The 25,886-nt window shown below is 41.6% G+C and carries 23 protein-coding genes; 17 read left to right on the top strand and 6 right to left on the bottom strand.

The genetic code is table 11. The annotated features are described in order from the left end of the window. Positions 1-4 precede the first annotated feature (4 nt). The gene (locus B5D59_RS03835; protein WP_078816898.1) at positions 5-382 is read right to left on the bottom strand and encodes a carboxymuconolactone decarboxylase family protein; all 378 of its coding nucleotides are present in this window, start codon (positions 380-382) and stop codon (positions 5-7) included. Between the two features lie 236 nt (positions 383-618). Between B5D59_RS03835 and B5D59_RS03830 the strand changes: the two genes are divergently transcribed. Beyond that, complete coding sequence (locus B5D59_RS03830) at positions 619-936, top strand: YflT domain-containing protein (RefSeq protein WP_245799438.1); 318 nt, start codon at positions 619-621, stop codon at positions 934-936. A gap of 50 nt (positions 937-986) precedes the next feature. On the opposite strand, the gene B5D59_RS03825 is transcribed toward B5D59_RS03830, so the two are convergent. Further along, positions 987-1,784 carry a S1C family serine protease gene (locus tag B5D59_RS03825; protein WP_078816896.1) on the bottom strand — a complete coding sequence of 266 codons (798 nt, stop codon included), beginning with the start codon at positions 1,782-1,784 and terminating at the stop codon, positions 987-989. A 220-nt stretch (positions 1,785-2,004) separates the two neighbouring features. On the opposite strand from B5D59_RS03825, the gene B5D59_RS03820 reads away from it, so the two are divergent. From B5D59_RS03820 to mbcS, 6 genes are all read left to right on the top strand, one after another. Beyond that, the gene (locus B5D59_RS03820) at positions 2,005-3,942 is read left to right on the top strand and encodes a flagellar assembly protein A (RefSeq protein WP_078816895.1); all 1,938 of its coding nucleotides are present in this window, start codon (positions 2,005-2,007) and stop codon (positions 3,940-3,942) included. 204 nt (positions 3,943-4,146) lie between these two features. Then, entirely contained in the window at positions 4,147-5,838 is a 1,692-nt protein-coding gene (gene ezrA / locus B5D59_RS03815) for a septation ring formation regulator EzrA (RefSeq protein ID WP_078816894.1), read from the top strand. A 76-nt stretch (positions 5,839-5,914) separates the two neighbouring features. Further along, positions 5,915-7,048: a cysteine desulfurase family protein gene (locus tag B5D59_RS03810; RefSeq protein ID WP_078816893.1), complete on the top strand. Its 1,134-nt coding sequence runs from the start codon at positions 5,915-5,917 to the stop codon at positions 7,046-7,048. After that, complete coding sequence (gene thiI / locus B5D59_RS03805; RefSeq protein ID WP_078816892.1) at positions 7,045-8,247, top strand: tRNA uracil 4-sulfurtransferase ThiI; 1,203 nt, start codon at positions 7,045-7,047, stop codon at positions 8,245-8,247. The genes B5D59_RS03810 and thiI overlap by 4 nt, the downstream gene beginning before the upstream one ends. A 79-nt stretch (positions 8,248-8,326) precedes the next feature. Then, positions 8,327-8,539 (top strand): alpha/beta-type small acid-soluble spore protein, encoded by a 213-nt coding sequence (locus tag B5D59_RS03800; protein WP_078816891.1) that lies wholly within the window; start codon positions 8,327-8,329, stop codon positions 8,537-8,539. A gap of 195 nt (positions 8,540-8,734) precedes the next feature. Beyond that, positions 8,735-10,315: an acyl-CoA synthetase MbcS gene (mbcS, locus tag B5D59_RS03795; RefSeq protein WP_078816890.1), complete on the top strand. Its 1,581-nt coding sequence runs from the start codon at positions 8,735-8,737 to the stop codon at positions 10,313-10,315. A gap of 60 nt (positions 10,316-10,375) precedes the next feature. On the opposite strand, the gene B5D59_RS03790 is transcribed toward mbcS, so the two are convergent. Then, complete coding sequence (locus B5D59_RS03790; protein WP_078816889.1) at positions 10,376-11,176, bottom strand: NAD kinase; 801 nt, start codon at positions 11,174-11,176, stop codon at positions 10,376-10,378. A 105-nt stretch (positions 11,177-11,281) separates the two neighbouring features. Between B5D59_RS03790 and sppA the strand changes: the two genes are divergently transcribed. The 5 genes from sppA to B5D59_RS03765 all read left to right on the top strand — a co-directional run bounded on the left by sppA (position 11,282) and on the right by B5D59_RS03765 (position 15,721). Then, entirely contained in the window at positions 11,282-12,286 is a 1,005-nt protein-coding gene (gene sppA / locus B5D59_RS03785) for a signal peptide peptidase SppA (protein ID WP_078816888.1), read from the top strand. A gap of 14 nt (positions 12,287-12,300) precedes the next feature. Further along, positions 12,301-12,852 carry an RDD family protein gene (locus B5D59_RS03780; RefSeq protein WP_078816887.1) on the top strand — a complete coding sequence of 184 codons (552 nt, stop codon included), beginning with the start codon at positions 12,301-12,303 and terminating at the stop codon, positions 12,850-12,852. A gap of 27 nt (positions 12,853-12,879) precedes the next feature. After that, positions 12,880-13,383, top strand: coding sequence for a thiol peroxidase (tpx, locus tag B5D59_RS03775; protein ID WP_078816886.1), 504 nt, complete (start codon positions 12,880-12,882; stop codon positions 13,381-13,383). Positions 13,384-13,431: 48 nt separating this feature from the next. Then, entirely contained in the window at positions 13,432-14,352 is a 921-nt protein-coding gene (locus tag B5D59_RS03770) for a class I SAM-dependent methyltransferase (RefSeq protein ID WP_078816885.1), read from the top strand. A 151-nt stretch (positions 14,353-14,503) separates the two neighbouring features. Further along, positions 14,504-15,721 (top strand): acetate kinase, encoded by a 1,218-nt coding sequence (locus B5D59_RS03765; protein ID WP_009497679.1) that lies wholly within the window; start codon positions 14,504-14,506, stop codon positions 15,719-15,721. A gap of 45 nt (positions 15,722-15,766) precedes the next feature. Here B5D59_RS03765 and B5D59_RS03760 read toward each other — a convergent pair whose 3' ends face one another. Beyond that, complete coding sequence (locus B5D59_RS03760) at positions 15,767-16,219, bottom strand: universal stress protein (RefSeq protein WP_009497678.1); 453 nt, start codon at positions 16,217-16,219, stop codon at positions 15,767-15,769. A gap of 238 nt (positions 16,220-16,457) precedes the next feature. On the opposite strand from B5D59_RS03760, the gene ald reads away from it, so the two are divergent. Next, the gene (ald, locus tag B5D59_RS03755) at positions 16,458-17,579 is read left to right on the top strand and encodes an alanine dehydrogenase (protein ID WP_078816884.1); all 1,122 of its coding nucleotides are present in this window, start codon (positions 16,458-16,460) and stop codon (positions 17,577-17,579) included. Positions 17,580-17,973: 394 nt separating this feature from the next. On the opposite strand, the gene B5D59_RS03750 is transcribed toward ald, so the two are convergent. Beyond that, positions 17,974-19,065, bottom strand: coding sequence for a M24 family metallopeptidase (locus tag B5D59_RS03750; protein ID WP_078816883.1), 1,092 nt, complete (start codon positions 19,063-19,065; stop codon positions 17,974-17,976). Between the two features lie 107 nt (positions 19,066-19,172). On the opposite strand from B5D59_RS03750, the gene B5D59_RS03745 reads away from it, so the two are divergent. Both B5D59_RS03745 and B5D59_RS03740 read left to right on the top strand, forming a co-directional pair. Then, complete coding sequence (locus B5D59_RS03745) at positions 19,173-19,850, top strand: metal-dependent hydrolase (RefSeq protein ID WP_009497675.1); 678 nt, start codon at positions 19,173-19,175, stop codon at positions 19,848-19,850. A gap of 129 nt (positions 19,851-19,979) precedes the next feature. Then, positions 19,980-21,287: a DRTGG domain-containing protein gene (locus B5D59_RS03740; RefSeq protein WP_078816882.1), complete on the top strand. Its 1,308-nt coding sequence runs from the start codon at positions 19,980-19,982 to the stop codon at positions 21,285-21,287. A 53-nt stretch (positions 21,288-21,340) separates the two neighbouring features. On the opposite strand, the gene B5D59_RS03735 is transcribed toward B5D59_RS03740, so the two are convergent. Beyond that, positions 21,341-21,661, bottom strand: coding sequence for a YtpI family protein (locus B5D59_RS03735; protein WP_009497672.1), 321 nt, complete (start codon positions 21,659-21,661; stop codon positions 21,341-21,343). Between the two features lie 117 nt (positions 21,662-21,778). Between B5D59_RS03735 and B5D59_RS03730 the strand changes: the two genes are divergently transcribed. Together B5D59_RS03730 and B5D59_RS03725 are read left to right on the top strand one after the other, a co-directional pair. Further along, a complete protein-coding gene (locus tag B5D59_RS03730; protein ID WP_040759267.1) occupies positions 21,779-22,720 on the top strand; it encodes a DHH family phosphoesterase in 942 nt (313 codons plus the stop codon). Positions 22,721-22,739: 19 nt separating this feature from the next. Beyond that, positions 22,740-25,811: a DNA polymerase III subunit alpha gene (locus tag B5D59_RS03725; protein WP_078816881.1), complete on the top strand. Its 3,072-nt coding sequence runs from the start codon at positions 22,740-22,742 to the stop codon at positions 25,809-25,811. Positions 25,812-25,886: the final 75 nt, after the last annotated feature.

The following is a 25,886-nucleotide window of genomic DNA, read 5'->3' as shown; positions in this document are numbered from 1 at the left end:
AGAATTATTCATTTTCTAAAAGTTCTTTTGCGGCAGACAAAGCATTTTGAACACGCGGAAAGCCGACGTAAGGTATTAGTTGCATAATGCATTCGACGATTTCTGTTTTAGTCAAACCAACCGTCAATGCTCGTTTTACATGTGTCTTAATCTGTGGTTCTGTACCTTGCGTCACAAGAGAAGCAAGCGTCACCAACTGTCGCTGTTTACTATCTAATCCAGGCCTAGAATAGATTTCTCCATAACCAAACTCTACGATGTACTTTCGTAAATCAGGTGCTAGATCTTTTAATGTATCGGACGTCATCATCCGTTCTGCTTCTTCCTCGCTAACATATTCTTTGATTTTGCGTAAACCTTGTTCCAAACGATCTGTCGACATAATGTTCCCATCCTTTTTCTATTATTTTCTAATAAATTATAGAGTTAGTATAGCATAGTCCGAATGTACTCTAAACAAATGGAGGTTTTTTGCTTATAAAGGAAGTGAGCAGTTTATATTAGTTAGGTGAAAAGGTAATGGGTACAAAGTCGCGAAGTGTGTAGAGGAAGTTTGAAAGGCAGGCTGAATAGGTATAGATGAATAGAGCGGAAAACAATTATTTGGAGGTTTTACAAATGGAAAAGTTTTTCTTAGAAAATGCAGTACAAGCAAAAAAGAAGATTGAAGAGCTAGTGACTCAAGGCTACACACATGACGATATTTATATATTCGCACACAATCAGGATCGCGAAGACAAAATCGCAGATGCGTTAGATTCTGAACAAGTGGGAATGGGGGAGATGGGCTTCCTTAATAAAATGAAGAATATGTTTACTTCTCGTGGAGATACATTACGCAGTGAAATGCAATCAGTTGGATTGACTGAAGCTGAAGCGCAAGAAGGCGAAAGCGAGCTTGATAAAGGCAGACTTTTACTCGTAGCAAAACGATAAAAAAATAAAAAGTCGGTGAAGGACAAGTCCTTTGCCGACTTTTTTTATACTCATAAATTATCCAATGCTTCATAGTAGGCGTCAATCGGAATGAAAAGCCCCACTTTACCATGGTTGTCTTCGTTTAAAGTAGCAAAAATAATACCGATTACTTCATCTTCATTATTGATCACGGGACTACCGCTATTGCCGCGATAAACTGGTGCTCGGATCATCACGACAGGGCGGTCCCAATCAGGCAATTGAATATAATCAAGTACATACCCTTTATTGGCTATGCCTGAAAAACTTAATGGGTTGCCAATGAATGTGATAGCTTCATGTTCATCAAAATGGGTTTGTTCGGCCAACACTAAATAGGGAAGATCCTCTCCCCGCACTTCTAAAATAGCGAGGTCAATGTCTGGGAAAGTACGAGTGACTGTGGCAGAGTATCGCTGTCCCTCAGGGAAAAAGACCATAACCGATTCATTCCCTTCGATCACGTGATAATTTGTAAGGATTGTACCTTTATCACTAATAGAAAATCCAGTCCCTTTACCATCCCCGGTTGAGACGACAACAACAGCTTCTTTATATGCAGCAACTTGCGGGTTTCTTGAGAGTTCAGATGAGGTCTTTAAAAATTCAATTGCTGGAATCGAAAAAATTTGAAATACAATAGCGAATGTGCTGACTGCCAATGTTGTCGCCATGATCCAAAATATCCATTTTGGAAATGGGCGGTATACGCGGCGTTCGTTCTTTTCAGTAGCTGCTTTTTCAAGCGCTTCACGTTGCGCTTCCAGCACTAGTTCTTGTAGCTCTTCATCATCCAAGTCTTCATGCAAAGGATCTTTAGAATCCACTCATTCCACCTCTTTCTACTAAGTAGTTTACCAGAAACTGAATGAAAAATACTGTACCGCACCTCTGACCTAATAATGTGAACGAGGAAGAGTGATTCTGTTTGATTTCTTGTCTTTGAAAGTCGATTAATCAGAAATTTGAGATAATAGTAGTAGAAAAGATTCTTTTTATGATATAATAGAAATGGAGATAAAGGACTATTGATTTGGAGGTGAGAGTGTGAAAAGGTCTGTTACGATCCAAGCAGAGACTGTAGAGCAGGCGTTGGAGCAAGCGCTTCAGGTATTGGGGCTCACATTGGATGAAGTGTCTGTTCGAGTAAATCGACCTGCTGGAACATCCATGTTCAGACTGAAAAAAGTTTTAGCAGAAGTCTCAGTTACAGAAGTGGAAGAAAAGAAAGAAAAAATTATGGAAAACCAATCTGTCGTACGAATTCACAACGGACAACTGGAAGCGCACTTTGAAGATCAGAAATATCCGATGATTATTCCGTCCGCTGGGACCGAATTAAGAATTAACGATGATATTGTGGCACGGCGTACAATTCTTTTACCCACAGATCAAATCGTTTGCAAAGCAAAAGCAGAAAAGCTAGATCCTCAGTTCGTCATTCAATTAAAGGATGACGACATGATCGCAAAGGCTATCGTGACACCGGGAAAAACGATTACACGTACATTGATGGATACACAGTGGGAAACGGTTCTGAATATCCAAGTAACAGAAGAAACGCAAAACTTTAACGAATTAAAAACAGAGAGCTTTGTGGATGAACTGAGAAAAATGGGGATTGAGAACGGTTTATGTATGGATGCTATAAAAGAAGCGGCAAATTCATTGGAAGTTAAAGAATTCGTCGTGGCAAAAGGGACTGCGCCAATTGAAAGTAAAAATGCTGCGCTGGTTATTCATTTAAAATTTGATAAAGAACAAGCAGAGGAGCATGAACGAGTAGATTATCGGGAGCAAGATCCCATCCCTACTGTTCAAGCTGGTCAGTTGATCGCAACATATAGTCCACCGGTGGAAGGAATCGCGGGGAAGAGTTTATTTGATGAAGAAAGGCCGGTAAAACCGCCGCAGGAAATCATAATGCGATCGGGTCGGCATGTGAAAGTTTTTCAAAATAAAGTTTATGCAAAAATTGATGGAAGACCCGTAATAGAATGGCGCGGGAAATTGGTGAAAATAGATGTTAATCGAGAATATAGACATTCTGCTGACGTTAATTTGGAGAGCGGAAATATTTATTTTGATGGGGATGTCTGGATTGGCGGCAGTATACATCCCTCAATGTTTGTCGCAGCGTCTGGGTCGATTACGATCATAAAAAACAGCACGAAGGCTTCCATACGAGGAACAAAATCAGTATTTATTAAAGGAAGTATTTTTTCTTCCACTGTTACGGTTGGGATACAGGAAAAAGTGATTTCGATGTTGTTGAAAGATCTTGAAGAAGTTCTTTCCTATTTATGTAATATCGAATTGGCGCTTGTTCAAATATTTACATTACGTGGCGAGAAAGCGGAAGAAATAGCGCCATTTATTTTGAAACAAGCGATTCAACTTTTATTAGAACAGAAATATAGTGATTTCATGCAATTAAACAAACAGTTTATTCAAGTTGTCAAGAACCATTCGAGACGATTGGAGAAAGAATGGCTGGAACTTTCCGAGCGGCTGTATCTATTATTTGCCGATCCGCTGAGAGAAGAACAAACAACCATCTCTTATTTGCGACAATTAATAGACGATGCAGACGTGTTGCTTCAAATATATAATGAAGAGAGTCGGCCTGAATCGGTATTGCAAGCCTCCTTTGCGCTGAATAGCATATTATATAGCAATGGGAAAATCCATATTATGTCGAAAGGTGTCTACAACTGTTCAATTACTGCATTACATGACATTGCCATCAAAGGTGTTTGTCGTGGCGGCGAAGTAATTGGCAGAAGACATATTGACCTAGATGAAACAGGTTCTGCTGCTGGCGTGAAGACGAATATCCAAACTGATGAGGTTGGAGAAATTCGGATTGGAACAGCACATCCAGGAACTGTCATTCAAATTGGGAATCAGCGATATGAGTTTTTCGCTCTCAGGCATCATGTTACCGCAATGCTGAACTCCGAAGGATTTTTGACGATTACCTGATCCATTACACCGAGATGCATAGAGTAGGAAGAGTAAAGTTACCGAATTTCCCTCTAAAAACCGCGTCTAATTGATAAAATATCTGTTATTTCTCAAAAAACATGTTAATTCAAGACGAAAAAGCTTTAAACATGTTACGATATACTATAATATCTAGAGTAATGACTTTATGCGCGAAGTGTGGGATAGGGGGATCATAATGCGATGAAATATTTCATCATTCCATTAATTATTGTCATCGTTCTGACAGTAATCGCATTTCTGTTTAGGCGAAAGCATATACAAGAAATTGGAAGATTGGAACAAGAAAAATTACAAATTCAACATAAACCGATATTTGAAGAAATGACGAAAGTGAAACAATTGAATATGACAGGCCAGACGGAAGAGATGTTCGAGCGTTGGCGAAGCACTTGGACGGAAGTCGTTGATGATCGTATTCCAAAAGTGGATTCATTATTATTTGATGTGGAAGATCACGTGGATCGATTCCATTTCAAAAAAGCAACAGAAACAGAAAAGCATATACAAGAAATCTTGTCTCAGTGCGAAAAGGAAATGCATGCCATCCTTGAGGAACTGAATGAGTTGATTGGCAGTGAAGAAAAAAATCGCATTGAAATGGAAACGATTAAAGAGCAGCATTATGCGGCAAGAAAAGCAATCTTAGCACATCAACACTCATACGGGCCTGCCGTTGAACCACTTGAGAAGGAATGGGAGTCGTTTAATCCGAGATTTGATGAATACGATGCCTTGATCGCAAATGGGAACTATCTACAAGCCCGAGAAATCGTTATTTCATTGGCATCTAAAGGAGATAGGCTATCTCATATTATCCATGAAATTCCTTCGTTACTGACGGAGTTACAATCAAAAATACCTGCTGCATTACGTGAACTACGCATCGGGATTTTAGAAATGGAAGAACAAGCCTATTATTTGGGACATCTCAACCTAACTTCGCAGTTTGACGAAATTGAACAGCGCCTTACCGAACTTCGACAACAGCTTGTTGAGTTGCAAGTGAAAGAAGTTGGGCAAGAAGTATCGGAGCTTCACGATCGGATTGACTCCTTCTATGATGTCTTGGAGGAAGAAGTGAGTTCCCGACATTATGTTGAGGACCGATGGGAAGCGGTGTTGGATTTATTTGAAGAGCTGCAAGGAACGATTCAAGATACGATACGTGAAGTGAATTTTGTACAGCAAAGTTATCGTTTAGATGAAAAAGAAGCTCAAGTTCCGCAAAATGCTATGAAAAAGTTGAATGCGTTGGCAAAACGTATCGAGGTATTCATTGAACGCCAGGATAATCATGTATCCGCTTATTCCGGCCTACAGACAGAATTGCAGGAAATAGCAGAAGAACTAGATCTGTTGGCGGGAGAACAAGAGAGATTTACGAATCGTATAAAAAATCTTAGAATCGATGAAAATCAAGTACGTTCGCGTCTTTTGGCATTGTCGCAACAACTTCAGGCTGCGGATCGCAATTTGCATCGTGCGAATATCCCTGGTATTCCGGATGAAATGGAAATCCAGTTGGAAGAAGCAGATGAACAAATTTTTCTTGTCAAACAAAGTTTGGAAGATGTCCCGCTTAATATGGCTTTAGTGGAGTCGTATATTCAAAAAGCAACGACTGTTGTCGATGATGTATGCAAAAAAGCGGAAGATTTGATTGAAAATGTGATGTTAGTCGAACGAATTATTCAGTACGGCAATCGATATCGCGCTTCTCATCCAGAAGTGCATCAGAAATTAGTACAAGCGGAAGATTCTTTTATGCAATTCCGCTACATGAAAGCTTTGGAAGAGGCAGCTACCGCTGTTGAAGACGTCGAACCGGGCGCCATGAAGAAAATTCAAGAAATGCTTCATCATAAAGTGTAACTATATTCCGACAAAGCCACCGGTTTGCCCGGTGGCTTTGTTTCGCTAATTCTGATTAAGAAGGAAGGTTTGAAATGTGTATTTTGATCACAGTGCGACGACAAAAACGGATGAAAGGGTACTGCGCACATTTATAGAGGTTTCTACAAATTATTTTGCAAACCCAGCATCTTTGCACGCTGCAGGGAAACAAACAGAAAAGCTGCTGGAACGTGCAAGAAAACAATTATTGGATACCATTGGGACAGGGCTCACAGAAGGAGTTTTTACATCGGGTGGAACGGAAGCAAATAATCTTGCTATTGTCGGATATGTTTTAGCGAATCAGCATAAAGGCAGACATTTGATCACAACAGTAGTAGAACACCCATCCGTGTTCCGTACATTTCAGTACTTAGAAGAACAGGGCTTTACTGTCGACTATTTACAAGTCGATGAAGAAGGAAGAATCTCACTGAAAGAACTCGAGTCTACTTTACGAAATGATACAATTATGGTCAGTATCATGCATGTCAATAATGAAATTGGTACAATTCAACCAATAGAGGAAAGTGCTAGGATCATCCATAGTACATCGCGTGCAGTCTTTCATTCGGACTGTGTCCAAAGTTTCGGAAAGTTATTGCCGGCTGATTTTCAGGATGGACCAGATCTCATTACAGTTTCCGCTCATAAAATTTATGGAATTAAAGGCAGTGGATTTTTAGCTTTTCGAAAAAATTTGAGGCTTCAGCCGATTTCATTTGGTGGTGGACAGGAGGCGACCTTGCGAAATGGTACAGTTTCCGTACCGCATGCAGCCGCATTCGCAAAAGCCGCACGTTTGCAAGCGGAAGAAGTGGATTTGGAAAAATTTAGACGGTGGAAAAATGAATTGCAACAATTCTTTGCAGAGCTTGATGATTGCAAAGTATTAGCGCCAAATTCGAGCGTACCCTATATACTATCGGTTGCTTTTAGAAATATTACTGGAGAAGTAGTCGTTAATTTTTTACAAGAACGAGACATCATCGTCTCAACGTCAAGTGCCTGCTCTTCGAAAAATTCGGACGTGAGCCATGTAATTGAGGCAATCCGTTTGCCGAAAGGCTTCGAGAAGGGTGTAATCCGTATCAGCTTCGGAAAAGATCAGACAATAGATGAAATTCATCAGATAATGGAAGCTGTACGTCAATTGATGCAGCTGCTGAAAAGGGGAATTGGAAAATGAATTGGAATACCATTTTAATCAGATATGGTGAAATGTCTCTAAAAGGGAAGAATAAAAGTAAATTCGTCCGCAAATTAAAAGAAAATATTAAAGCTGCCTTGCAAGAACTTACGACATTGACAATGCGCGCAGAACGAGATCGCATGTTTCTTTATACGGAGCGTCCTGAGGAGTTAATCCGAGCGATTGAGATTTTGCCAACAGTGTTTGGAATCCAATCCTTCAGTCCAATTGCGATTTGCGAACCGACACTTGAAGCGATTAAGCAGACATCACTAGATGTGATCGGCAATACTGAAACAGAGGGTAAAACGTTTAAAGTTGAAGTGAAACGAACAGATAAAACTTTCCCGCTCGTCACAGGAGAATTGCAACAAGAACTCGGTGGACATGTACTTCGCGCGTTTCCTGAATTGATCGTAAAAATGAAGAAACCTGAAATTTTATTATACGTGGAAATACAACGCGGTGCAGCTTATATCTCTTCTCATATTTATAAGGGAGCGGGAGGAATGCCGGTCGGTTCAAATGGTCATTCGCTTTTATTGCTATCCGGCGGAATCGATAGTCCGGTTGCAGGCTATCTTATGATGAAAAGAGGTGTATCGTTTGACGCGATACATTTTGCGAGCCCTCCATTCACAAGTGACTTGGCAAAACAAAAGGTAGAAGATATTGTACGTCAGTTGACGAAGTTCGGAGCTACTATCCGCTTGCATGTTATTCCATTTACAGAATTGCAGCAAGCGATTGTTAAGCAAGTACCGAGTAATTTATCGATGACAACGACAAGACGGATGATGATGCAAATTGCAGATCGTGTCCGCGAAGAAATACATGCACTTGGACTGATTACAGGTGAAAGCCTTGGTCAAGTAGCCAGTCAAACATTAGAAAGTTTAACGGCTATTAATGAAGTAACGTCTACACCGGTGTTGCGTCCACTCGTTGCAATGGATAAGCTCGAGATTATTCAAATAGCAGAGACAATCGGAACGTATCCGATATCAATCCGTCCATACGAAGACTGCTGTACCATATTTGCGCCGTCCAGCGCCAAAACGAAACCGCAATTAGAAAAAGTACGTTATTACGAAAGCTTCGAGAATTTTGAAGCTATGGTGGAAGAAGCGGTTAACAAGCGTATCACGATCATTCCAAGTGAACAGAACGAAGAGGAATTCAATGATTTGCTTTAAAGAAAATATTTCCTGTCGAATCTCCTGCATGAAATTTCGAAAAGTGACCATTCTATAGTCACAAGGAGGTGACAACGACATGACAAACAACAGCAACGGCAACAACTCAAACCAGCTTTTAGTACCAGGAGTACAACAAGCACTTAACCAAATGAAAGAAGAAATTGCTTCTGAATTTGGAGTACAACTTGGACCAGATGCTTCATCGCGTGCCAACGGTTCCGTCGGCGGAGAAATTACTAAGCGATTAGTGCGTCAGGCTCAACAACAAATGAACGGTTTCCAAAAATAAGCATTGGTCCAAAGAGGACCGTTCTGCATATGCAGAACGGTCTTTTTAGTTTGTATGGAAAAGTGGAATTTATACATAGAGATCAGGCTGCTGTAGTTAAATTTCATAACTTAAAATTACGATTAATATAAAAAGTTTTGAAAAATACGCATTGTATTTGTATACTTATACTATTATGTAAAAGGAGGAATGAAAATGAACCGTGAAGAATTGTTAGCACCGGCTAAGTATAACATCGTCTCAGAATTCGAAAAGTATGCAACAGGTGATGGCAAAAAAGCGTTAATTTACGTAGACTCACAAAACCAACAGCAAGAAGTGACATATGATGAACTTATGAAAGCGGCAAACAGAACGGCCAATGTATTGACTGCAAATGGTCTGCGAAAAGGTGATGTCGTATTGGTCATGGTACCTCGCATGATCGAAGCCTATGTTACATACATTGGTGCGCTCAAGGCAGGGCTTGTCGTCATACCGAGTTCAGAAATGCTGCGTTCCTCTGATATTGAATACCGGATTGAGCATAGCGGTGCTAAAGCGATCATTGCATTTGATGCCTTCACCGACCAATTAGAGCACGTTGGCAATATAGACAAAGTGAAAGTTTGTATTATCGGTCAGGCAAGGGAAGGTGAAGTGTCTTTAACGGAACAAGAAAAAAACGCATCCTCTGATTTTACAGCTTGTGATACGGCAAGCACAGACACTGCATTTTTATCTTACACATCGGGCACAACAGGCAAACCAAAAGGTGCAGTACATACGCATGCTTGGGGTTATGCGCATTTACGTACGACAGCACCGAACTGGCTTGGTATAAAAGAAGGAGACATAGTTTGGGCGACCGCCGCGCCTGGTTGGCAAAAATGGATTTGGACGCCGTTTTTATCGGTTCTTGGAAGCGGTGCCACAGGATTTGTTTTTAATGGTAAATTTAATGTTGATAAATACCTCAATTTCTTAGACGAGTACCAAATCAATGTGTTGTGCTGTACACCGACAGAATACCGCTTCATGGCAAAAGCAGAAAATCTCAGCGACTATACACTTACCTCTGTTAGAAGTGCTGTTTCAGCGGGCGAACCGTTAAATCGTGAAGTCATTGATATTTTTGAAAAACAATTCTCGCTCTCTGTACGAGATGGTTATGGACAGACCGAAAACACTTTACTGGTTGGAACGATGATCGGAATGGAAGCGAAGCCGGGCTCCATGGGTAAACCGACACCAGGAAATCAAGTGGAGATCATTACGGATGAAGGAACAATTGCTGCAGTGGATGAAGTGGGAGATATTGCAGTTCATAAATTGACACCGGCTCTGTTCCGAGAGTATTTGAATGATCCTGAGCGAACTAAAATGCAATTCAGGGGCGATTACTACATTACAGGAGATCGTGCAAAAAAAGATGCAGATGGCTATTTCTGGTTTGAAGGACGCGGAGATGACATTATTATAAGCTCCGGCTATACGATCGGACCTTTTGAAGTGGAAGATGCGTTGATTAAACATCCAGCTGTGCGGGAATGTGCTGTGGTAGCAAGTCCTGATGCAGAGCGCGGCAATGTGGTGAAAGCATTTGTTGTGTTGCGTGATAGAGCGAACGCTCACTCAGATGATTTGGTTAAAGAGTTGCAAGAACATGTCAAGCAATTGACAGCGCCGTATAAATATCCGCGTAAAATTGAATTTTTGGAAGAATTGCCAAAGACAGCATCGGGTAAAATTATGCGCGTTGAGTTACGTAAAAAGGAACATAGTTTAGAAAGTTAATAGAAAAAAGGCTGTCCAAAGTCGTTTGCTCCGACTTTTGAACAGCCTTTATTTTTGTAATTAAAAGAAAGTACGTTGCACTTTCTCGAAAAATGAATTATCCGAAAGTTTGGCAGTCCGAATGACCCGGTTACTCAGTTTAGCTTCGACTTTTTCAACCTGCTTGATTCCGAGCGCCTCATTGTCTGCCGCAGTCGAAGGGAACTCATTGCCTTCTTGATGAACATTCAAAGTGAGTTTCCTATTGCCGCTTAAAATAAATGAAGTCCCCAAAGTGCGGTAGCGATTGTTATTGACGGAAGCAAGTTCCGACACTTGGAAGCAAGGCAATAATGGATCAATGACAGCGCCGCGTACCGATTTATTGTAGGCTGTGCTGCCAGTAGGTGTGGAAATGATCAAACCGTCTCCTAAAAATGTCTCAAATAATAATTCGTCAATGGAAATATCCATGACGAATGTTCGTATAATGGTGGAACGAATGCTGAACTCATTTAAGCAATAGAATGGTTTATGTTGGTTGATTGTTACTTCGAGTATCGGATAGTGACGCTCTGCAAGGCTGGGTTGGTTCAATGCGTATACCAATGTCCCAATTTCATCGTATTTGAAGTCGCAATAAACTCCATGAGCGCCCTTTATGGAGATGCCAAGATAGAGACAGTCTTGGCGGAAATCTGTTTTGCGGACAGCTTGAAGAAATGTGCCATCACTTCCTATACTTATGACAACGGTCGCCTCTGTATGGTCATCAGTAAGCGAGAATCCTTCTTTCAGCAATTGTTCTTCAACAAATGTCTTTTTATGAACGGTATCTTCGTCAAGCCGGCTAAAGAGATAAATAGTGTGCTGATTAACCATCGGAAATCTCTCCTTCTCTATTTAATAGATTAAGTGTAGCATGAATGAAACATTTGGACGATTGGTAACGTACAGTAAGATGTAAACAAAGGAGGAATTTTAAGAATGACAGCAAAAAGAGTGATTGCAATTGCAGTCGCAGCGATATTGGTGTTCGTGTCGATCGGCATCAATACGATGTCCTGGTTTTTCACGAGAGATTGGAATGATCTAATCACTGAAATCACAGCTATCGACCAAGACCTGCAAGAAACAATAGTCGAAGACGGGAGTCTGAGTGAACGGATTGCCGTACTGAAAGTGGATGGTGTCATCCAAGATACGGGCGCAGCTTCTCTGTTTAGTGGGGAAGAGTACAATCACCGGCAGTTTATGGCACAATTGAATGAAGTCATGAACGACTCAACAGTAAAAGGAATCGTATTATCTGTCAATTCACCAGGTGGCGGTGTATTGGAATCATCGGATATTTACGATGCGTTTACAGAAATTCAAGCGACAAAGGAAATTCCGATCTATGTGGCCATGGGTGGAATGGCAGCTTCAGGCGGTTACTATATCTCTGCCCCTGCTGAAAAGATTTTCGTTCACCCTGAAACATTAACTGGATCGATTGGAGTCATTATGCAGTCGATCAACTATGGCAAACTGGCAGAAAAATATGGAGTAGATTTTCCTACCATCAAGTCAGGTCCTTACAAGGACATGATGAGCAGTACGAGAGAGATGAAACCTGAAGAGCGCAAAATGCTACAGGAAATGATCGATGATTCGTATAAACGATTTGTAAACATCATCGCAGAAGGTCGCGGCATGTCAGAAAGCGATGTACGCAAAGTTGCGGATGGTCGTGTAATGAATGGCCGACAAGCGATCGAGGCTGGACTTGCAGATGATTACGGAAAATTACCGACAGTCGTTTCGGCAATGAAAGAAGACTACCATTTAGAAAAGGCTGCTGTCTTTGAATATGGGGCGCCAGACAATTTGACTTCATTGTTATCCATGAAAGCGCACGATGTATTTGGCGGAGATATGGAGTCCCAAATCATGAAGAAGTTACTGACAGATAACCAAGCACCTCGGATGATGTATTTATATGGTGAGTGAGAAGGGGGAAATCGATGATGACGAATGAACTGCTGAACACACAGCGATCCATACCCACGGAACATTCACTTTTCCAACCGAAATTTGCAGGGTTTTGGGTCAGGCTGTGGGCTTTTTTGATTGACCTGCTGCTCATCTCGTCCATTAGTGGAATCTTTGTCAAACCGATTTTCCGTCTGATGGATATGGCGATCAATAAACCGTTTGCCTTTTTATTCAGCCCATATAAAGTAGCGGCATTACTATTATTGCTTCTATATTTTATTTTAATGACAAAATTGGCTGGGCAAACAGTAGGGAAAATGATCATGGGGATTCGTGTAGTGAAATTAAATGGGCAGAAATTGGATTGGAGCACAGTTTTGTTTAGAGAAGGAATTGGACGATTCATTTCACAAATGCTGTGGATTCCTTATATACTCGTTCTGTTTACACCCAAGAAGTCCGCGCTGCATGATATATTCGCAGATACGGTCGTGATTCATGAGCAGGTATATGAGAAAAAGAAAGTACATGAGTTGAGTCCAACCGAACAACATAAGTTGCATGAAGGCCCTACCGTTTAGTACACTATGTTAAAAGGAGTGATTGGCATGGTAAATGTTACATTTAAAAACAATCCAATACATCTAGAGGGAACAGAAGTGAAAGTAGGGGAACGTGCTCCAGACTTTACAGTTCTATCTAATGACTTGCAGCCTGTTACATTAGCAGATTCAAAAGGTAAGGTTCGTTTGATCAGTGTCGTACCTTCTGTAGATACAGGTGTTTGTTCTCTGCAGACAAAACGTTTCAATGATGAAGCTACTTCTCTTGGGGATGACGTGGAAGTGTTAACAATTTCGGTAGATTTACCTTTCGCACAAGCTAGATGGAAAGATGCTGAAGGTGTGGAGAATTTGAATCTATATTCCGATCACAAAGATCTTTCATTTGGTACGGCATATGGAACTGCCATTAAAGAACTGCGTTTGCTGACTCGTTCAATTTTCGTTATCGACCGTAATGATAACGTGTCCTATGTGGAATATGTCAGCGAAGCAACAGATCACCCGGACTATGATGCGGCAATCAAAGCCGTGAAAGAATTGAATTAAACTAAAACCCACCTATTAAGAGGTGGGTTTCTTCATGGAGGAAATAGCATGAACAATATGGAAAAAGTGTTTACTTATTATGATGAATATGCACAATCAACAGATGGTTTGTATTTGGATGCAGTGCTTGAGGCTAGTGAACATTGGCTGGACAAACCTTTAGCAGTAGAGTTGGAGGATCCTGTCCAACCAGAAGAAATCCGTAAAGGTGTTCAACTTGCTCTGTTAAAAGGAATGAAGCAATCTGCACAAGCTCATCACCAAATGACTCCCGATTCAATCGGCTATTTGATTGGCTACTTAGTCAATAAATTGATAAATCCTAAACAAGCAGTTATATTTTTGGATCCGGCTGCCGGTACAGGAAATCTGCTATTTACAGTGCTGAATCAATTTGAAGGCAAAGCATCTGCAAGTGCGGTGGAAATCGATGATGTACTTATTCAAATTGCAGCGGCTACGGCAAATTTACTGCAACTGCCGGTATCGTTTTATTTACAAGATGCTCTGCGGCCCCTGCCCATTGATTTGGTAGACGCGGTGATCAGCGATCTTCCGGTTGGTTACTATCCGGATGACGAAGTGGCGATGGATTATGAACTCATGGCTTCAGAAGGACATGCATTTTCGCATTATCTTTATATTGAGCAATCGATGCGCTATGTAAAGCCGGGTGGATATGGTTTCTTCGTCGTCCCATCAAAATTACTGACGGCGGATGGAGCAGAGCCGATCTTATCATTTGTGAAAGAACATCAGCTGTTAAGAGGAATGTTTGAACTACCTGCTTCTTTATTCAAGGATCAACGTTTTGCGAAAAGTATTTTGCTGCTGCAACAACCGCCAACTGATCGGATTGTCATGCCTGAGGTATTGCTTGCGAAGATTCCAGAGCTTGGAAACGCTTTGGCATTACAAAACTTTTTTGGTAAAGTAAGTCTTTGGATGGAGGAAGGGGAGAGTGACTGAGCACTCGCTCTTCCTCTCTTTTTCTTTTAAAGAAAAATTTTACAGAAAAATAGCTCAAATATCATTTTATTAATTGCGTTTCAAATAGTTAGGTATTATAATAACTTGAACGTCTACCAACGTAAAAGATTACTAAGGGGTTGAGTATAAATTGCCAAAAATTTTATCAGTGAATGCGGGAAGTTCATCTTTGAAATTCCAGTTGATTGAGATGGCAACGGAAGAAGAGATTACCAAAGGATTATTCGAAAGAGTAGGAATGGATAATTCAATTTTCTCCATGACAACAAATGACAAGAAGATCGAAAAAGTACTGGATATTGCGGACCACTCACAGGCTGTTAGTATGTTGCTTGAGCATTTGCTAAGCGAAGGTGTTGTATCGTCCTACGATGAGATTGATGGAATCGGACATCGGGTCGTCCACGGAGGCGAGGTATTTAGTGATTCAGTGCTGATCACTGAAGAAGTAATTGAAAAACTCGAAGAAATTTCAGGATTTGCACCGCTGCATAATCCCGCAAATATTGTCGGTATCAAAGCTTTTAAGGAAGCTCTGCCTAACTTGCCAGCGGTAGCAATTTTCGATACTGCGTTTCATCAAACGATGCCTGAAAAAGCATTTTTATATGCACTGCCGTATGAGTATTATGAAAAATATGGTATACGGAAGTACGGTTTCCATGGTACGAGCCATAAATATGTTACAGAACGGGCTGCGAAGATATTAAATCGTCCGCTTGAAGATACGCGTCTCATTTCATGTCACTTAGGTAACGGTGCAAGTATTGCCGCTGTCAAAGGCGGCAAATCAGTAGACACGTCCATGGGCTTCACTCCTTTAGCAGGGGTGATTATGGGTACTCGTTCAGGAAATATCGACCCGGCGCTTATTCCTTACATGATGGACCGCACGGGGCAGTCTGCTGAAGAGGTAGTGAATGTACTAAATAAAAAATCAGGCTTGCTTGGCCTGAGTGGTTTTTCTAGTGATTTACGTGATATTACAGAAGCTGCGGAACAAGGTAATGAACGTGCTCAATTAGCTTTGGATGTTTTCACAGATCGGATTCATCAGCATATTGGTCAATATGCTGCTGGAATGGGTGGAGTCGATGCCATCATATTCACAGCGGGAATCGGAGAAAACAGCGCCATTGTGCGTGAAAAAGTGATGCGAGGACTAGAATTCATGGGGGTCTATTTTGATCCGAGCTTGAATAATGTCAGAGGAGAAGAAGCGTATATTAGTTTCCCTCATTCGCCTGTAAAAGTATTGATCATTCCAACGAACGAAGAGATCATGTTGGCACGTGATACGGTGCGAGTTGGCGGTATTTCAGTGGAATCTTTACAAGTATCGAAATAAAAAACTCGTTCTTCCTAGAATACCTAGGGAGAACGAGCTTTTTTGTTATTCTTGAGTTTCAGGTGTACGTACTACAAGCACATCACATTTCGCGGAACGGACGATGTTCTCGGAAACGCTGCCGATCAGGAAACGCTCCACACGGTTTAACCCTGTAGCTCCACAAATAATGAGATCTGCATTTAATTTTTTAGCAATATCACGAGGGATCAATGTTTTGGGAGAACCGTATTCAACGTGGATCTGTACGTTGTTCATACCCACTGCGGCAGCCTCGGCCTGATATTCAGTCAATAGATCTTCCGCATACTTTTGAGCTCGTTCTGCGATGGAACGATCATATGCCTCGACTGCTGCATAAGAACGCGTATCAATGATGTTGATTAAGTGTAAAGTTGCTTCGTTACGGTCTGCAATAGCGATTGCTTTTTTGAAAGCCCATTTTGCCTCATCTGATCCATCTACGGCTACGATGATGTCTTTGTACTTAAGTGCCATAATTACCACTCCATCCTTAAAGTTAGATTGTATCTACATCTACTATATTCTTCATAGCTTGCGAATATCCTTCTTTTTTTGTCGAAATATTTACCCTAAGCAATGCAAACTGAAAAGTATACGGAAAGGTTTTAAAAAACAGAGGAAAAAACTTATATTTTCTGATAAGATTAAATTTATATTAATCGGCAAGATGAAATAGGCGATTAACGTAACTTTCAATTTAGGAGGATTTCGCATGCGTATAGGTGTTCCAAGAGAAGTTAAAAACAATGAAAACCGAGTGGCAATTGCCCCTGCAAGTGTACTGACTTTAAAAACTGCTGGACATGAAGTTTTAATTGAAACAGGGGCAGGACTTGGCTCCAGCTTTTTAGACGAAGAGTATAAAGAAGCTGGAGCTACGATTGTGGCAACTGCTGCTGAAGCCTGGGGTGCAGATATGGTGCTGAAAGTAAAGGAACCAGCTGCTTCAGAATTTCAATACTTCCGTGAAGGATTGATTTTATTCACCTATTTGCATCTGGCTCCAGAACTGAATCTGACGCAAGCATTGCTTGAACATAAAGTTACTGCGATTGCATATGAAACAGTCCAATTGCCAAACGGTGCATTGCCTTTATTGGCTCCGATGAGTGAAGTGGCTGGACGAATGGCAACTCAGATCGGTGCGCAATATTTAGAAAAAACAAAGGGTGGTAAAGGAATCCTGTTAGCAGGAGTTCCAGGCGTTTCACGCGGTAAGATAACAATCATCGGTGGTGGTCAGGCGGGTACGAATGCGGCTCGTGTAGCGATCGGAATTGGTGCACATGTGACGATTTTAGATTTATCCGTAGAGAGAGTCCGCCAGTTGGACGAGTTGTTCGGAAAGGATATTCAAACGCTAGTTTCCAACCCATACAATATTGCGAATGCAGTGAAAGATGCGGACTTGGTAATTGGCTGTGTGCTTATCCCGGGCGCAAAAGCACCGACTTTGGTAACGGAAGAAATGGTTAAATCCATGAAGCCGGGCTCCGTATTGATTGATATCGCAATTGACCAAGGCGGTATTTTTGAAACATCCGATCGTGTAACGACTCATGATGAACCAACCTATGTAAAACATGATATCGTTCATTACGCGGTAGCGAATATGCCGGGTGCTGTTCCTCAAACATCTACCGTTGCATTAACGAACGTAACGATTCCATACGCCCTTCAAATCGCAAACAAAGGTGTAAAACAGGCATGCTTGGATAACGAAGCACTCCGCAAAGGTATTAATACAATGGCTGGAAGCATAACATACCAAGCAGTAGCAGAAGCTCAAGAGCTCGAGCATACTCGCGTGGAAGACGTTTTGCAAAGCATATAATTGAAAAAAGCAGTCCGCGCTTTGTGCGGACTGCTTTAACTTTAAATAAACATTAAGTTTATTAAGGGAGAAATGAAATAAAATAATAAAGGGCTTAAAGTTAAGGTGATTGGATGATACTTACACTTTATATATTTCCCGAAATACACAATCAACTCACTATCATCAGAAAAATATGCTAGTTGATCGTAGTGGAAGGCGGCGACTCCAGCGGGATTAGCGTGACAGGTGAGACCTCACAGGAGCGAAGCGACGAGGAGGCTCACCGCACGCCCCGCGGAAAGCGTCCGCCTGGAACGGAGATCAACGATGTTATTCCACTTGCCTATTCTTTTGTCTACAATCTAAGCAGTCCGCACATTTCGCGGACTGCTTTTTTAAGTTCATAAACTAGTTAAATAATCTTCAAGTCTTTAGGGAACTTCGTCAAGACCTCAACGCCATCCTTCGTTACCAGTACATCGTCTTCAATTCGTACGCCTGTAATCGTTGGATCGTAAATACCCGGCTCGATTGTGAAAACCATCCCTTCTTCTAAAGGGAGTTCATTCGCTGCTGTCAGAGAAGGGTACTCATGTACGGATATACCGAGGCCATGACCTATTCGGTGTGGGAAAAGTTCACCATAGCCCGCTTCTTCAATCACAGAACGAGCGGCCAGATCCACTTCTTTTGCTAATGTGCCGGGACGAACCACATCAATTGATGCTTGCTGTGCTTTTTTAACTGTTTCATAGATTTTTAGTTGTTCGTCTGTTGGCTCGCCAAGTGCGATTGTTCGGGTAATATCTGAACAATATCCTTTATAGACGACACCTAGATCAAAAAGGATGAAATCTCCATTTTTAATAGCGCGGTCTCCGGGGATACCGTGAGGGGAAGCGGTTTTTTTACCTGAAATGACAATCGTGTCAAAGGACATCTTTTCGGCACCCTTCTGTTTGACTGCTTGTTCAACAGCTTGGACAATCTCCAGTTCAGTTTTACCTTCTTTAATTTCATTGCAACCGACTTCGATTGCGTAGTCTGCCAATTCAGCAGCTTTTCTCAAGCAGTCCAATTCAGTTTCATTTTTAATTAACCGATAATTTGCGATTTCTCCATCCAGCTTAGCGAATTGGAGGGCGGGGAACCGTTCTTGTAAAATTTCGAACCGGTCTACTGTTATATGTTCTTTTTCTATTGCCAGTAGTGTCAATTCAGAGATGCGTTCTTGGATGGCGTTATCCAAGAATTCAAATGCGTTATCGGTGTCTTTATAGCCGACAACGCCATGGGACCAGCCGATTGCTTTTACATCCGCCACTTCCATGGCTGGACATATAATAAATGGTTCTTCTTCTTTAAAAATAACCACACCTAGTAAACGTTCATGTGGCTCACTTCGAAAATTGGTTAGATAGAAGATGTTATCGGGATTCGTAATAAGAGCAGCATCTATAGCGTGTTCGATGAGGAAATCTTGGACTTTTTTAATATTAGACATTTATGTAGCCTCCTTTGTTTTTGTTAGTATAACAAAAAAAGAGGGTTTTGCGCTGTTTTGCAGAAGGTATAGAGTACAGATTCATTAAAATTAGGAGAGTGATTTTTGTGAAAATCTCATATCACGGCCATTCGATCGTGAAAATTGAAACAAGCGGAAAGACCATACTGATTGACCCATTCATTACGGGCAATAAGCTGACAGATCTGAAAGCGGCAGATGAAAAACCGGATGTGATCTTACTGACGCACGGTCATAACGACCATGTAGGAGATACGATGGAAATTGCGAAAAGGGAAGATATTCTCGTCGTTGCGCCCAATGAATTGGCGGTTTATTTAGGTTTTCAAGGATTGCGGACACACGGCATGAATATAGGCGGTTCAAAAAAGTTCGATTTTGGGACAGTCAAATATACACAAGCATTCCACAGTTCTTCTTACACAACAGAAAATAATGAAATCATATACACAGGCATGCCAGCAGGTCTGTTACTGACCATTGAAGATAAAATCATTTATCACGCGGGAGACACGGCGCTGTTCAGTGATATGAAATTGTATGCCGAAGATCCGATTGATATTGCTTTCCTTCCGATTGGCGATAACTTTACAATGGGGCCGCGCGACGCAGCGAAGGCTGTTGAGATTCTGAAGCCGAAATTAACTGTGCCTGTCCATTTCAATACGTTTCCGCCAATCGAACAGAATCCTGAAGGTTTCAAATCACTTGTAACGTCACATGAAGTGAAAATTATGGCGGCTGGAGACGTGATTGAGATCTAACAATCCAAAATAGGGCAGTGGCGGTCGAGGCGCTTTGTTATCGTCTTAGACCGTTTTTTTGATTGAATTATGGTATGATTAGCTAAAAGCCTAAACCGTTCAAACTAGGTCGGAGAAAAAGGTGAATCCATGTCAACAAAACACGAACAAATCTTGCGCTACATTGAAAGTTTGGCAGTAGGGGAGAAGATTTCTGTACGCCAAGTAGCTAAAGCGCTAGAAGTAAGTGATGGTACTGCATACCGTGCGATTAAAGAAGCTGAAAATCAGAAGCTCGTCAATACAATTGAACGTGTAGGTACCATTCGTATAGAAAAAAAGAAAAAAGAAAATATTGAACGCCTGACATTTGCTGAAGTCATCAATATCGTAGATGGCGTGGTATTAGGTGGTCGCGATGGATTACATAAAACATTAACGAAATTTGTCGTTGGAGCTATGCAGCTTGAGGATATGATACGATACATCGATGCGGGCAGCCTGCTAATTGTCGGAAACCGTTTGAAAGCCCATGAAATCGCTATAAAAGCGGGAGCGGCGGTGCTTGTAACAGGCGGATTTGATGCGACGGAAGAAGTGAAGCATCTAGCGGATGAAATGAACTTACCTGTCATTTCCACGAGCTATGATACATTCACAGTGGCTACCATGCTCAATCGCGCCATTTATGATCAGTTAATCGAAAAAGAAATTTTATTAGTAGAAGACATATTGACTCCGCTCGCCCGTACGGTAACTTTGGCCCCGGAAGACTCAGTTGATCAGTTTTTCGAAGTTAATCATCAGACGGCACACTCGGCTTATCCCGTCGTGGAGTCCAATGGAAAGTTGGTTGGGATCATCACGTCTCGTGACGTCGTCAGTAAACCGGATATGGATACTGTCGGAAAAGTCATGACCCCGGATCCCATTACCGTCAATGGGAAAATGAGCGTGGCTTCGGCAGGTCACAGCATGATTTGGGAAGGCATTGATTTAATGCCAGTTGTTTCCGAAGCGGGAATACTCGAAGGGATCATCAGCCGTCAAGATGTCTTGAAGGCACTGCAAATGACCCAGCGTCAACCGCAACAAGGTGAAACAATCGATGATATTGTAAAGAATCAAATGAAGGTCATTCCAAACGCGCCTGAAAAAATAGAATTCTCTGTTGTCCCTCAAATGACCAATCAATTCGGCTCTCTATCATATGGCGCTATGCTCACAATCTTGAACGAAGCAGGCAGCCGAGCGATTCGTCTTCAAAAACGCGGAGAGAGCGTTCCTGAAAACGTCACGATTTATTTCATTAAACAAGTTCAGCTAGGTGCTGCAGTCACAGTTGTGCCGAAAATCTTGCACACGAGTCGCAGATTCATCAAATTGGAAATAGAGCTCTTCTCGAATGACAGTATCGTGGCAAAAGCAATGGGGATGTTCCAACTTTTTGAGAAGTAACTTGGCTGGCTTCTAACCGTGATTAAAAATAAAAAACTGATGCCGTTTGGACATCAGTTTTCGTTCAATGCTCGCTCTTCTTCAACAAACTGCTTATAATGTTTCTTCGCTTTAAGATTAAAGATCGCGACATAGCCGCCAAATACTATGAATATACCTGCCACCACATAGGTTAGAATACCTTCGAAAAACAGTATTTGATTGAGCCCAAAAAAGATCAAAAGGGCACCAAGAGCAGATCCTGCCATGCTTGCATACATCTTTTTCCGGATCGGAAACATATGGCTGGTTCGAAATTGACGAGTCTTAAAAACGAAATAAAAAACGCCGGAAGCGACGATACCAAAAACGAATAAAAAATTGACCGTTCCCATTAAAAAGCCTCCATTACATGAAAATAATCTATAGGTTTAAACCTTTAGGTCATAATACATTGTAGCGGCTTTTAACAGGAATTGCGAATACAAGAACAAGAACTTGGGGGAATCCGCATGAAAAGACAAATCATTGACACAATTGAACGCTATCAAAAAATCATTATCCATCGACATGTCCGTCCAGACCCGGACGCATATGGCTCTCAAATGGGACTTAAAGAATTAATCAAAAAAAATTATCCTGATAAAGAAGTACTGGCTGCAGGAACACATGATGAACTTCTCACTTATTTGGGGAAACCCGATCAGGTTACTGAAGCAGATTACGAAGGCGCACTCGTCATTGTTACAGACACAGCCAATACAGATCGGATAGATGGCGAATTCTTCAAACAAGGATCTTTTTTATTGAAGATTGACCACCATCCGAACGAAGATCCATACGGTGATGAGCGATGGGTGAATACGGAAGCCAGCTCTTGTTCGGAGATGATCTATACTCTTTTTGAAGAAGGTCAAGCATCGTATGGCTGGGAAATTTCAACAGAAGCAGCTCGTTTTTTATTCGCTGGAATTGTGGGAGATACTGGACGTTTTATGTTCCAAAGCACTACAGAAAAAACATTTGAAATTGCGAGTTCACTTATCAAACAGCCTTTTGATCGAACGAAATTATTTGCAGGAATGTATGAAGTAGAGCGTAAAATCTTGCACCTCCAAGGTTATATTTATCAAAACTTCACAATTGATGAACATGGAGCCGCGTATATTAAATTGACCCGTGAGATACTTGATCAATTTGATGTGACAGTTTCTGAAACTTCACAGCTGGTCGGTTCATTAGGGAATGTCGAAGGGATCTGTGCGTGGATTATTTTCGTTGAAGAAGACGATCAAATCCGTGTTCGCTTACGCTCAAAAGGTCCTGTGATTAACACCTTGGCGATGCAATATAACGGAGGCGGGCATCCACTTGCATCCGGAGCATCGGTCTATTCGTGGGATGAAGCAAATGAAGTCATTGTGAAGCTAGCAGAAATTTGTAGAAATTACTAAGCAGAGCTGAGGGATTGAAATGAACCTGATGTATCCGCAAATCGTTACTGGTGCAGACTTATTGCGCGGAATCGTAAAGTTAGATGAATTGGCTCCTCTTTTACAACAAAGGGGAGCTAGTTCGGCTGCAATCGTAAATAGTAAACTGTACGGTGTACGATCGTTCAGTAAGATGTTGTCAAAATACGGCATACGTCCAGTGATCGGTCTATCAGTCAAAGTGTCGATTGAGGACAAAGATCTTCTTCTATATGTGTATGCAAAAAATCAATTAGGTTTTTCGAATCTAATGAAAATGAGCAGTGCCATATCGACACGTGAAGAGGAAAACCTACCGCTTTCTTGGTTGCATGCATATCGGGAAGGTTGCTGGGTCATTTGTGCGTTAACGGATTCTTCATGGGCTGCTCACAGGACCGCTGAGATGGTGCAACATTTAGTGGAAGCACAAGCGGATCAGTCGACGTTTATTGGGATTGGTCGACCAGGCGGAGCAAAACACGCCGAAGAAGATCACATGATCGAACTGGCTGGAGAATGTGAACTGCAAATTGTTGCATGCCATGAAACTCGTTTTCTGCATGCGGAAGATTTTCCTTCCTATGAAGTGGCAACCGCGATTCGTAAAGGCTATAAATTAAATGACCCTCAAAAACCTCCGAATCGTTTTCGCCAAGCGTATTTACCACAGGCGCATGAACTGTCTGAATGGTACCATGATCATCCCGAATGGCTGCAACTGACTACGGAAATTCTTAGTGCATGCCAAGTGAACATATCAAATGAAGATTTTCAACTTCCTACATTTCCGGTTCCTGTGGGACGAACCGCTATTTCCGTACTAACAGAAAAATGCCAGAAAGGTCTCCAGCGTCGTTTTCAGCAACTACCTGCTGAGTATGCAAAACGTTTGAACTATGAATTGGAGATCATTGAGCAGATGGGGTTCACTGATTATTTCTTGATTGTTGAAGATTATGTCCGCTATGCAAAAAATGAGAAAATACTCGTTGGTCCCGGCCGGGGTTCATCTGCAGGATCTTTAGTTGCCTTTGCTTTAGGTATCACAGAAGTAGATCCAATTCATTATGGGCTGCTATTTGAACGATTTTTGAATCCGGAACGTGTGACGATGCCGGATATCGACATCGATTTCGCCGATAATCGCCGAACGGAAGTGGTTAATTATGTGGCCGATACATACGGCAAGCAACACGCGGCACAAATCATCACGTTCGGAACATTGTCAACGAAAGCTGTCGCAAGGAACATAGCGAGAGCTCTGGATTTCACTCCGGAAGAAGTTCGTTTTATGACCAACGAATTAAGCAGTGGACGTTCATTCAAAGACACGGTCCAACAGTCCCGAAAACTGCAGGATTGGATTTCGGTTGATCCTCGCAGAGCCCTTTGGCAGCAATCTGCGGAAAGACTGGAAGACTTGCCTAGGAACGCGTCTACGCACGCGGCGGGTGTTGTATTGTCGACCGACCCACTCGTCAATTTTGTGCCATTGCAAATTGGAACAGAAGAAGTGTTTTTAACGCAGTGGGCTATGAAAGATGTCGAAGAGGCCGGCTTGTTGAAAATGGACTTTTTAGGTCTGAGAAATTTAACGTTACTTGATAGGATTCGTTCTATGGTCCAGTACAATAAGAAACTGGAGATTGATTTTGAAAGTATTCCGCTGGATGATCGGGCAACGTACAATTTGTTCAAAACAGGGGATACGACAGGGATTTTTCAATTTGAATCACCTGGCATGCGGCGAGCATTGCAAACCATTCATCCGGATAATTTCAATGATCTATACTCAGTAAATGCTTTGTATCGCCCGGGTCCGATGGAATTCATACCTCTCTATAGTCGCCGTAAAAACGGACAGGAGCCGACAACATATGAGATACCGGAATTACAGCCGATTTTAGCAGAAACATACGGGATCATCATCTATCAAGAGCAAATCATGAAAATCGCTGTTGAAATCGCTGGGTTCACTTTAGCTGAAGCGGATTTATTACGACGGGCCATCAGTAAAAAGAATCAGCAAGTACTAGAAAAAGAACGGCAGCATTTTATTGCAGGTGCAACAAAAAAAGGGTTTGATCATGCCAAGGCGAATAACGTCTATAATCTAATCGTCAAGTTCGCGGACTATGGTTTTCCGAAAAGTCATGCCGTTGCGTATACGTTAATTTCCTATCGCCTGGCTTTCTTTAAGGCAAATGAACCGACATATTTTTATGCGGCTTATCTATCTTCACTGACAGGCAGCAAAGATAAAATGATGGAACTAATTCGAGAAATTAAAGCGAAAGGAATGGAGATTCATCCGCCTTCCGTAACGAACAGCCGCTATTCGCATACTGTGGAAGGAAACGCTATTCGTTTAGGCCTTGGGGCGATTAAAGGAGTGACCTTTGCTTTCTATCAGCAATTAGCTATTGCTAGAGAGAATCAACAATGGTCGTCGATGTTTGATATGGCTATTGCTTTGGGTGCTGATCATTTCACTGAAAAGACATTGATTCCACTGATCAAAGCAGGTGCCCTAGATGGGTTCGGAGAGACACGAGCAGTTCTATTGGCCTCTATCGATGCGGCACAATCGCATGCATTGTATATAGGGGATGACGCGCTAAGTGAACAATTCAAATTCAATTCACATCCGAAATACAATCCAGGCGGAACGATGGATCGTTTAACGGTGCTGGCCTTTGAACGTGATACCTTAGGATTTTATTTATCTGAACATCCTATAGAAGAGTTAAAACGCAATGCCACCGATCTTATTCAGCCGATTTCATCTCTGCTTGATTTAAGGCCAGGCGCCAAAGTCAAATGTATGGGCATTATTTTATCGATTAAGCGGATCCGAACGAAAAAAGGAGAAGCAATGGCTTTTCTAACTCTGCAAGATGAGACGGAAGAAGTTTCTTGTACAGTATTTCCGAAGCTTTATGCGCAAATTAGTGTTCACTTGAATGAAAACCAATTTGTTCAATTAGCAGGAACGATTGATTATCGAAATCATGCTGTTCAGGTAATCATTGACCAAATGACTCCCTTGTCGACTCATGAAAAAGAATGAAATAGAACAGAAAAAAAAGCGTTAGCCAGACATGACACGAGACGCGTCATTGCTGGCTGTGCGCTGTACTATTAC

It is taken from the genome of Sporosarcina newyorkensis (assembly GCF_900167515.1).
Classification (GTDB): domain Bacteria; phylum Bacillota; class Bacilli; order Bacillales_A; family Planococcaceae; genus Sporosarcina; species Sporosarcina newyorkensis.
Note: the sequence above shows the minus strand (reverse complement) of the source record. Positions and strands in the feature narration are given on the sequence as shown.

Coding starts and splice junctions, on each gene's coding strand:
- B5D59_RS03835 (WP_078816898.1), bottom strand. CDS start 382: ATGTCGACAGATCGTTTGGAACAAGGTTTACGCAAAATCAAAGAATAT.
- B5D59_RS03830 (WP_245799438.1), top strand. CDS start 619: ATGGAAAAGTTTTTCTTAGAAAATGCAGTACAAGCAAAAAAGAAGATT.
- ezrA (WP_078816894.1), top strand. CDS start 4,147: ATGAAATATTTCATCATTCCATTAATTATTGTCATCGTTCTGACAGTA.
- thiI (WP_078816892.1), top strand. CDS start 7,045: ATGAATTGGAATACCATTTTAATCAGATATGGTGAAATGTCTCTAAAA.
- B5D59_RS03800 (WP_078816891.1), top strand. CDS start 8,327: ATGACAAACAACAGCAACGGCAACAACTCAAACCAGCTTTTAGTACCA.
- mbcS (WP_078816890.1), top strand. CDS start 8,735: ATGAACCGTGAAGAATTGTTAGCACCGGCTAAGTATAACATCGTCTCA.
- B5D59_RS03790 (WP_078816889.1), bottom strand. CDS start 11,176: ATGGTTAATCAGCACACTATTTATCTCTTTAGCCGGCTTGACGAAGAT.
- sppA (WP_078816888.1), top strand. CDS start 11,282: ATGACAGCAAAAAGAGTGATTGCAATTGCAGTCGCAGCGATATTGGTG.
- B5D59_RS03780 (WP_078816887.1), top strand. CDS start 12,301: ATGATGACGAATGAACTGCTGAACACACAGCGATCCATACCCACGGAA.
- tpx (WP_078816886.1), top strand. CDS start 12,880: ATGGTAAATGTTACATTTAAAAACAATCCAATACATCTAGAGGGAACA.
- B5D59_RS03770 (WP_078816885.1), top strand. CDS start 13,432: ATGAACAATATGGAAAAAGTGTTTACTTATTATGATGAATATGCACAA.
- B5D59_RS03760 (WP_009497678.1), bottom strand. CDS start 16,219: ATGGCACTTAAGTACAAAGACATCATCGTAGCCGTAGATGGATCAGAT.
- ald (WP_078816884.1), top strand. CDS start 16,458: ATGCGTATAGGTGTTCCAAGAGAAGTTAAAAACAATGAAAACCGAGTG.
- B5D59_RS03750 (WP_078816883.1), bottom strand. CDS start 19,065: ATGTCTAATATTAAAAAAGTCCAAGATTTCCTCATCGAACACGCTATA.
- B5D59_RS03740 (WP_078816882.1), top strand. CDS start 19,980: ATGTCAACAAAACACGAACAAATCTTGCGCTACATTGAAAGTTTGGCA.
- B5D59_RS03735 (WP_009497672.1), bottom strand. CDS start 21,661: ATGGGAACGGTCAATTTTTTATTCGTTTTTGGTATCGTCGCTTCCGGC.
- B5D59_RS03730 (WP_040759267.1), top strand. CDS start 21,779: ATGAAAAGACAAATCATTGACACAATTGAACGCTATCAAAAAATCATT.
- B5D59_RS03725 (WP_078816881.1), top strand. CDS start 22,740: ATGAACCTGATGTATCCGCAAATCGTTACTGGTGCAGACTTATTGCGC.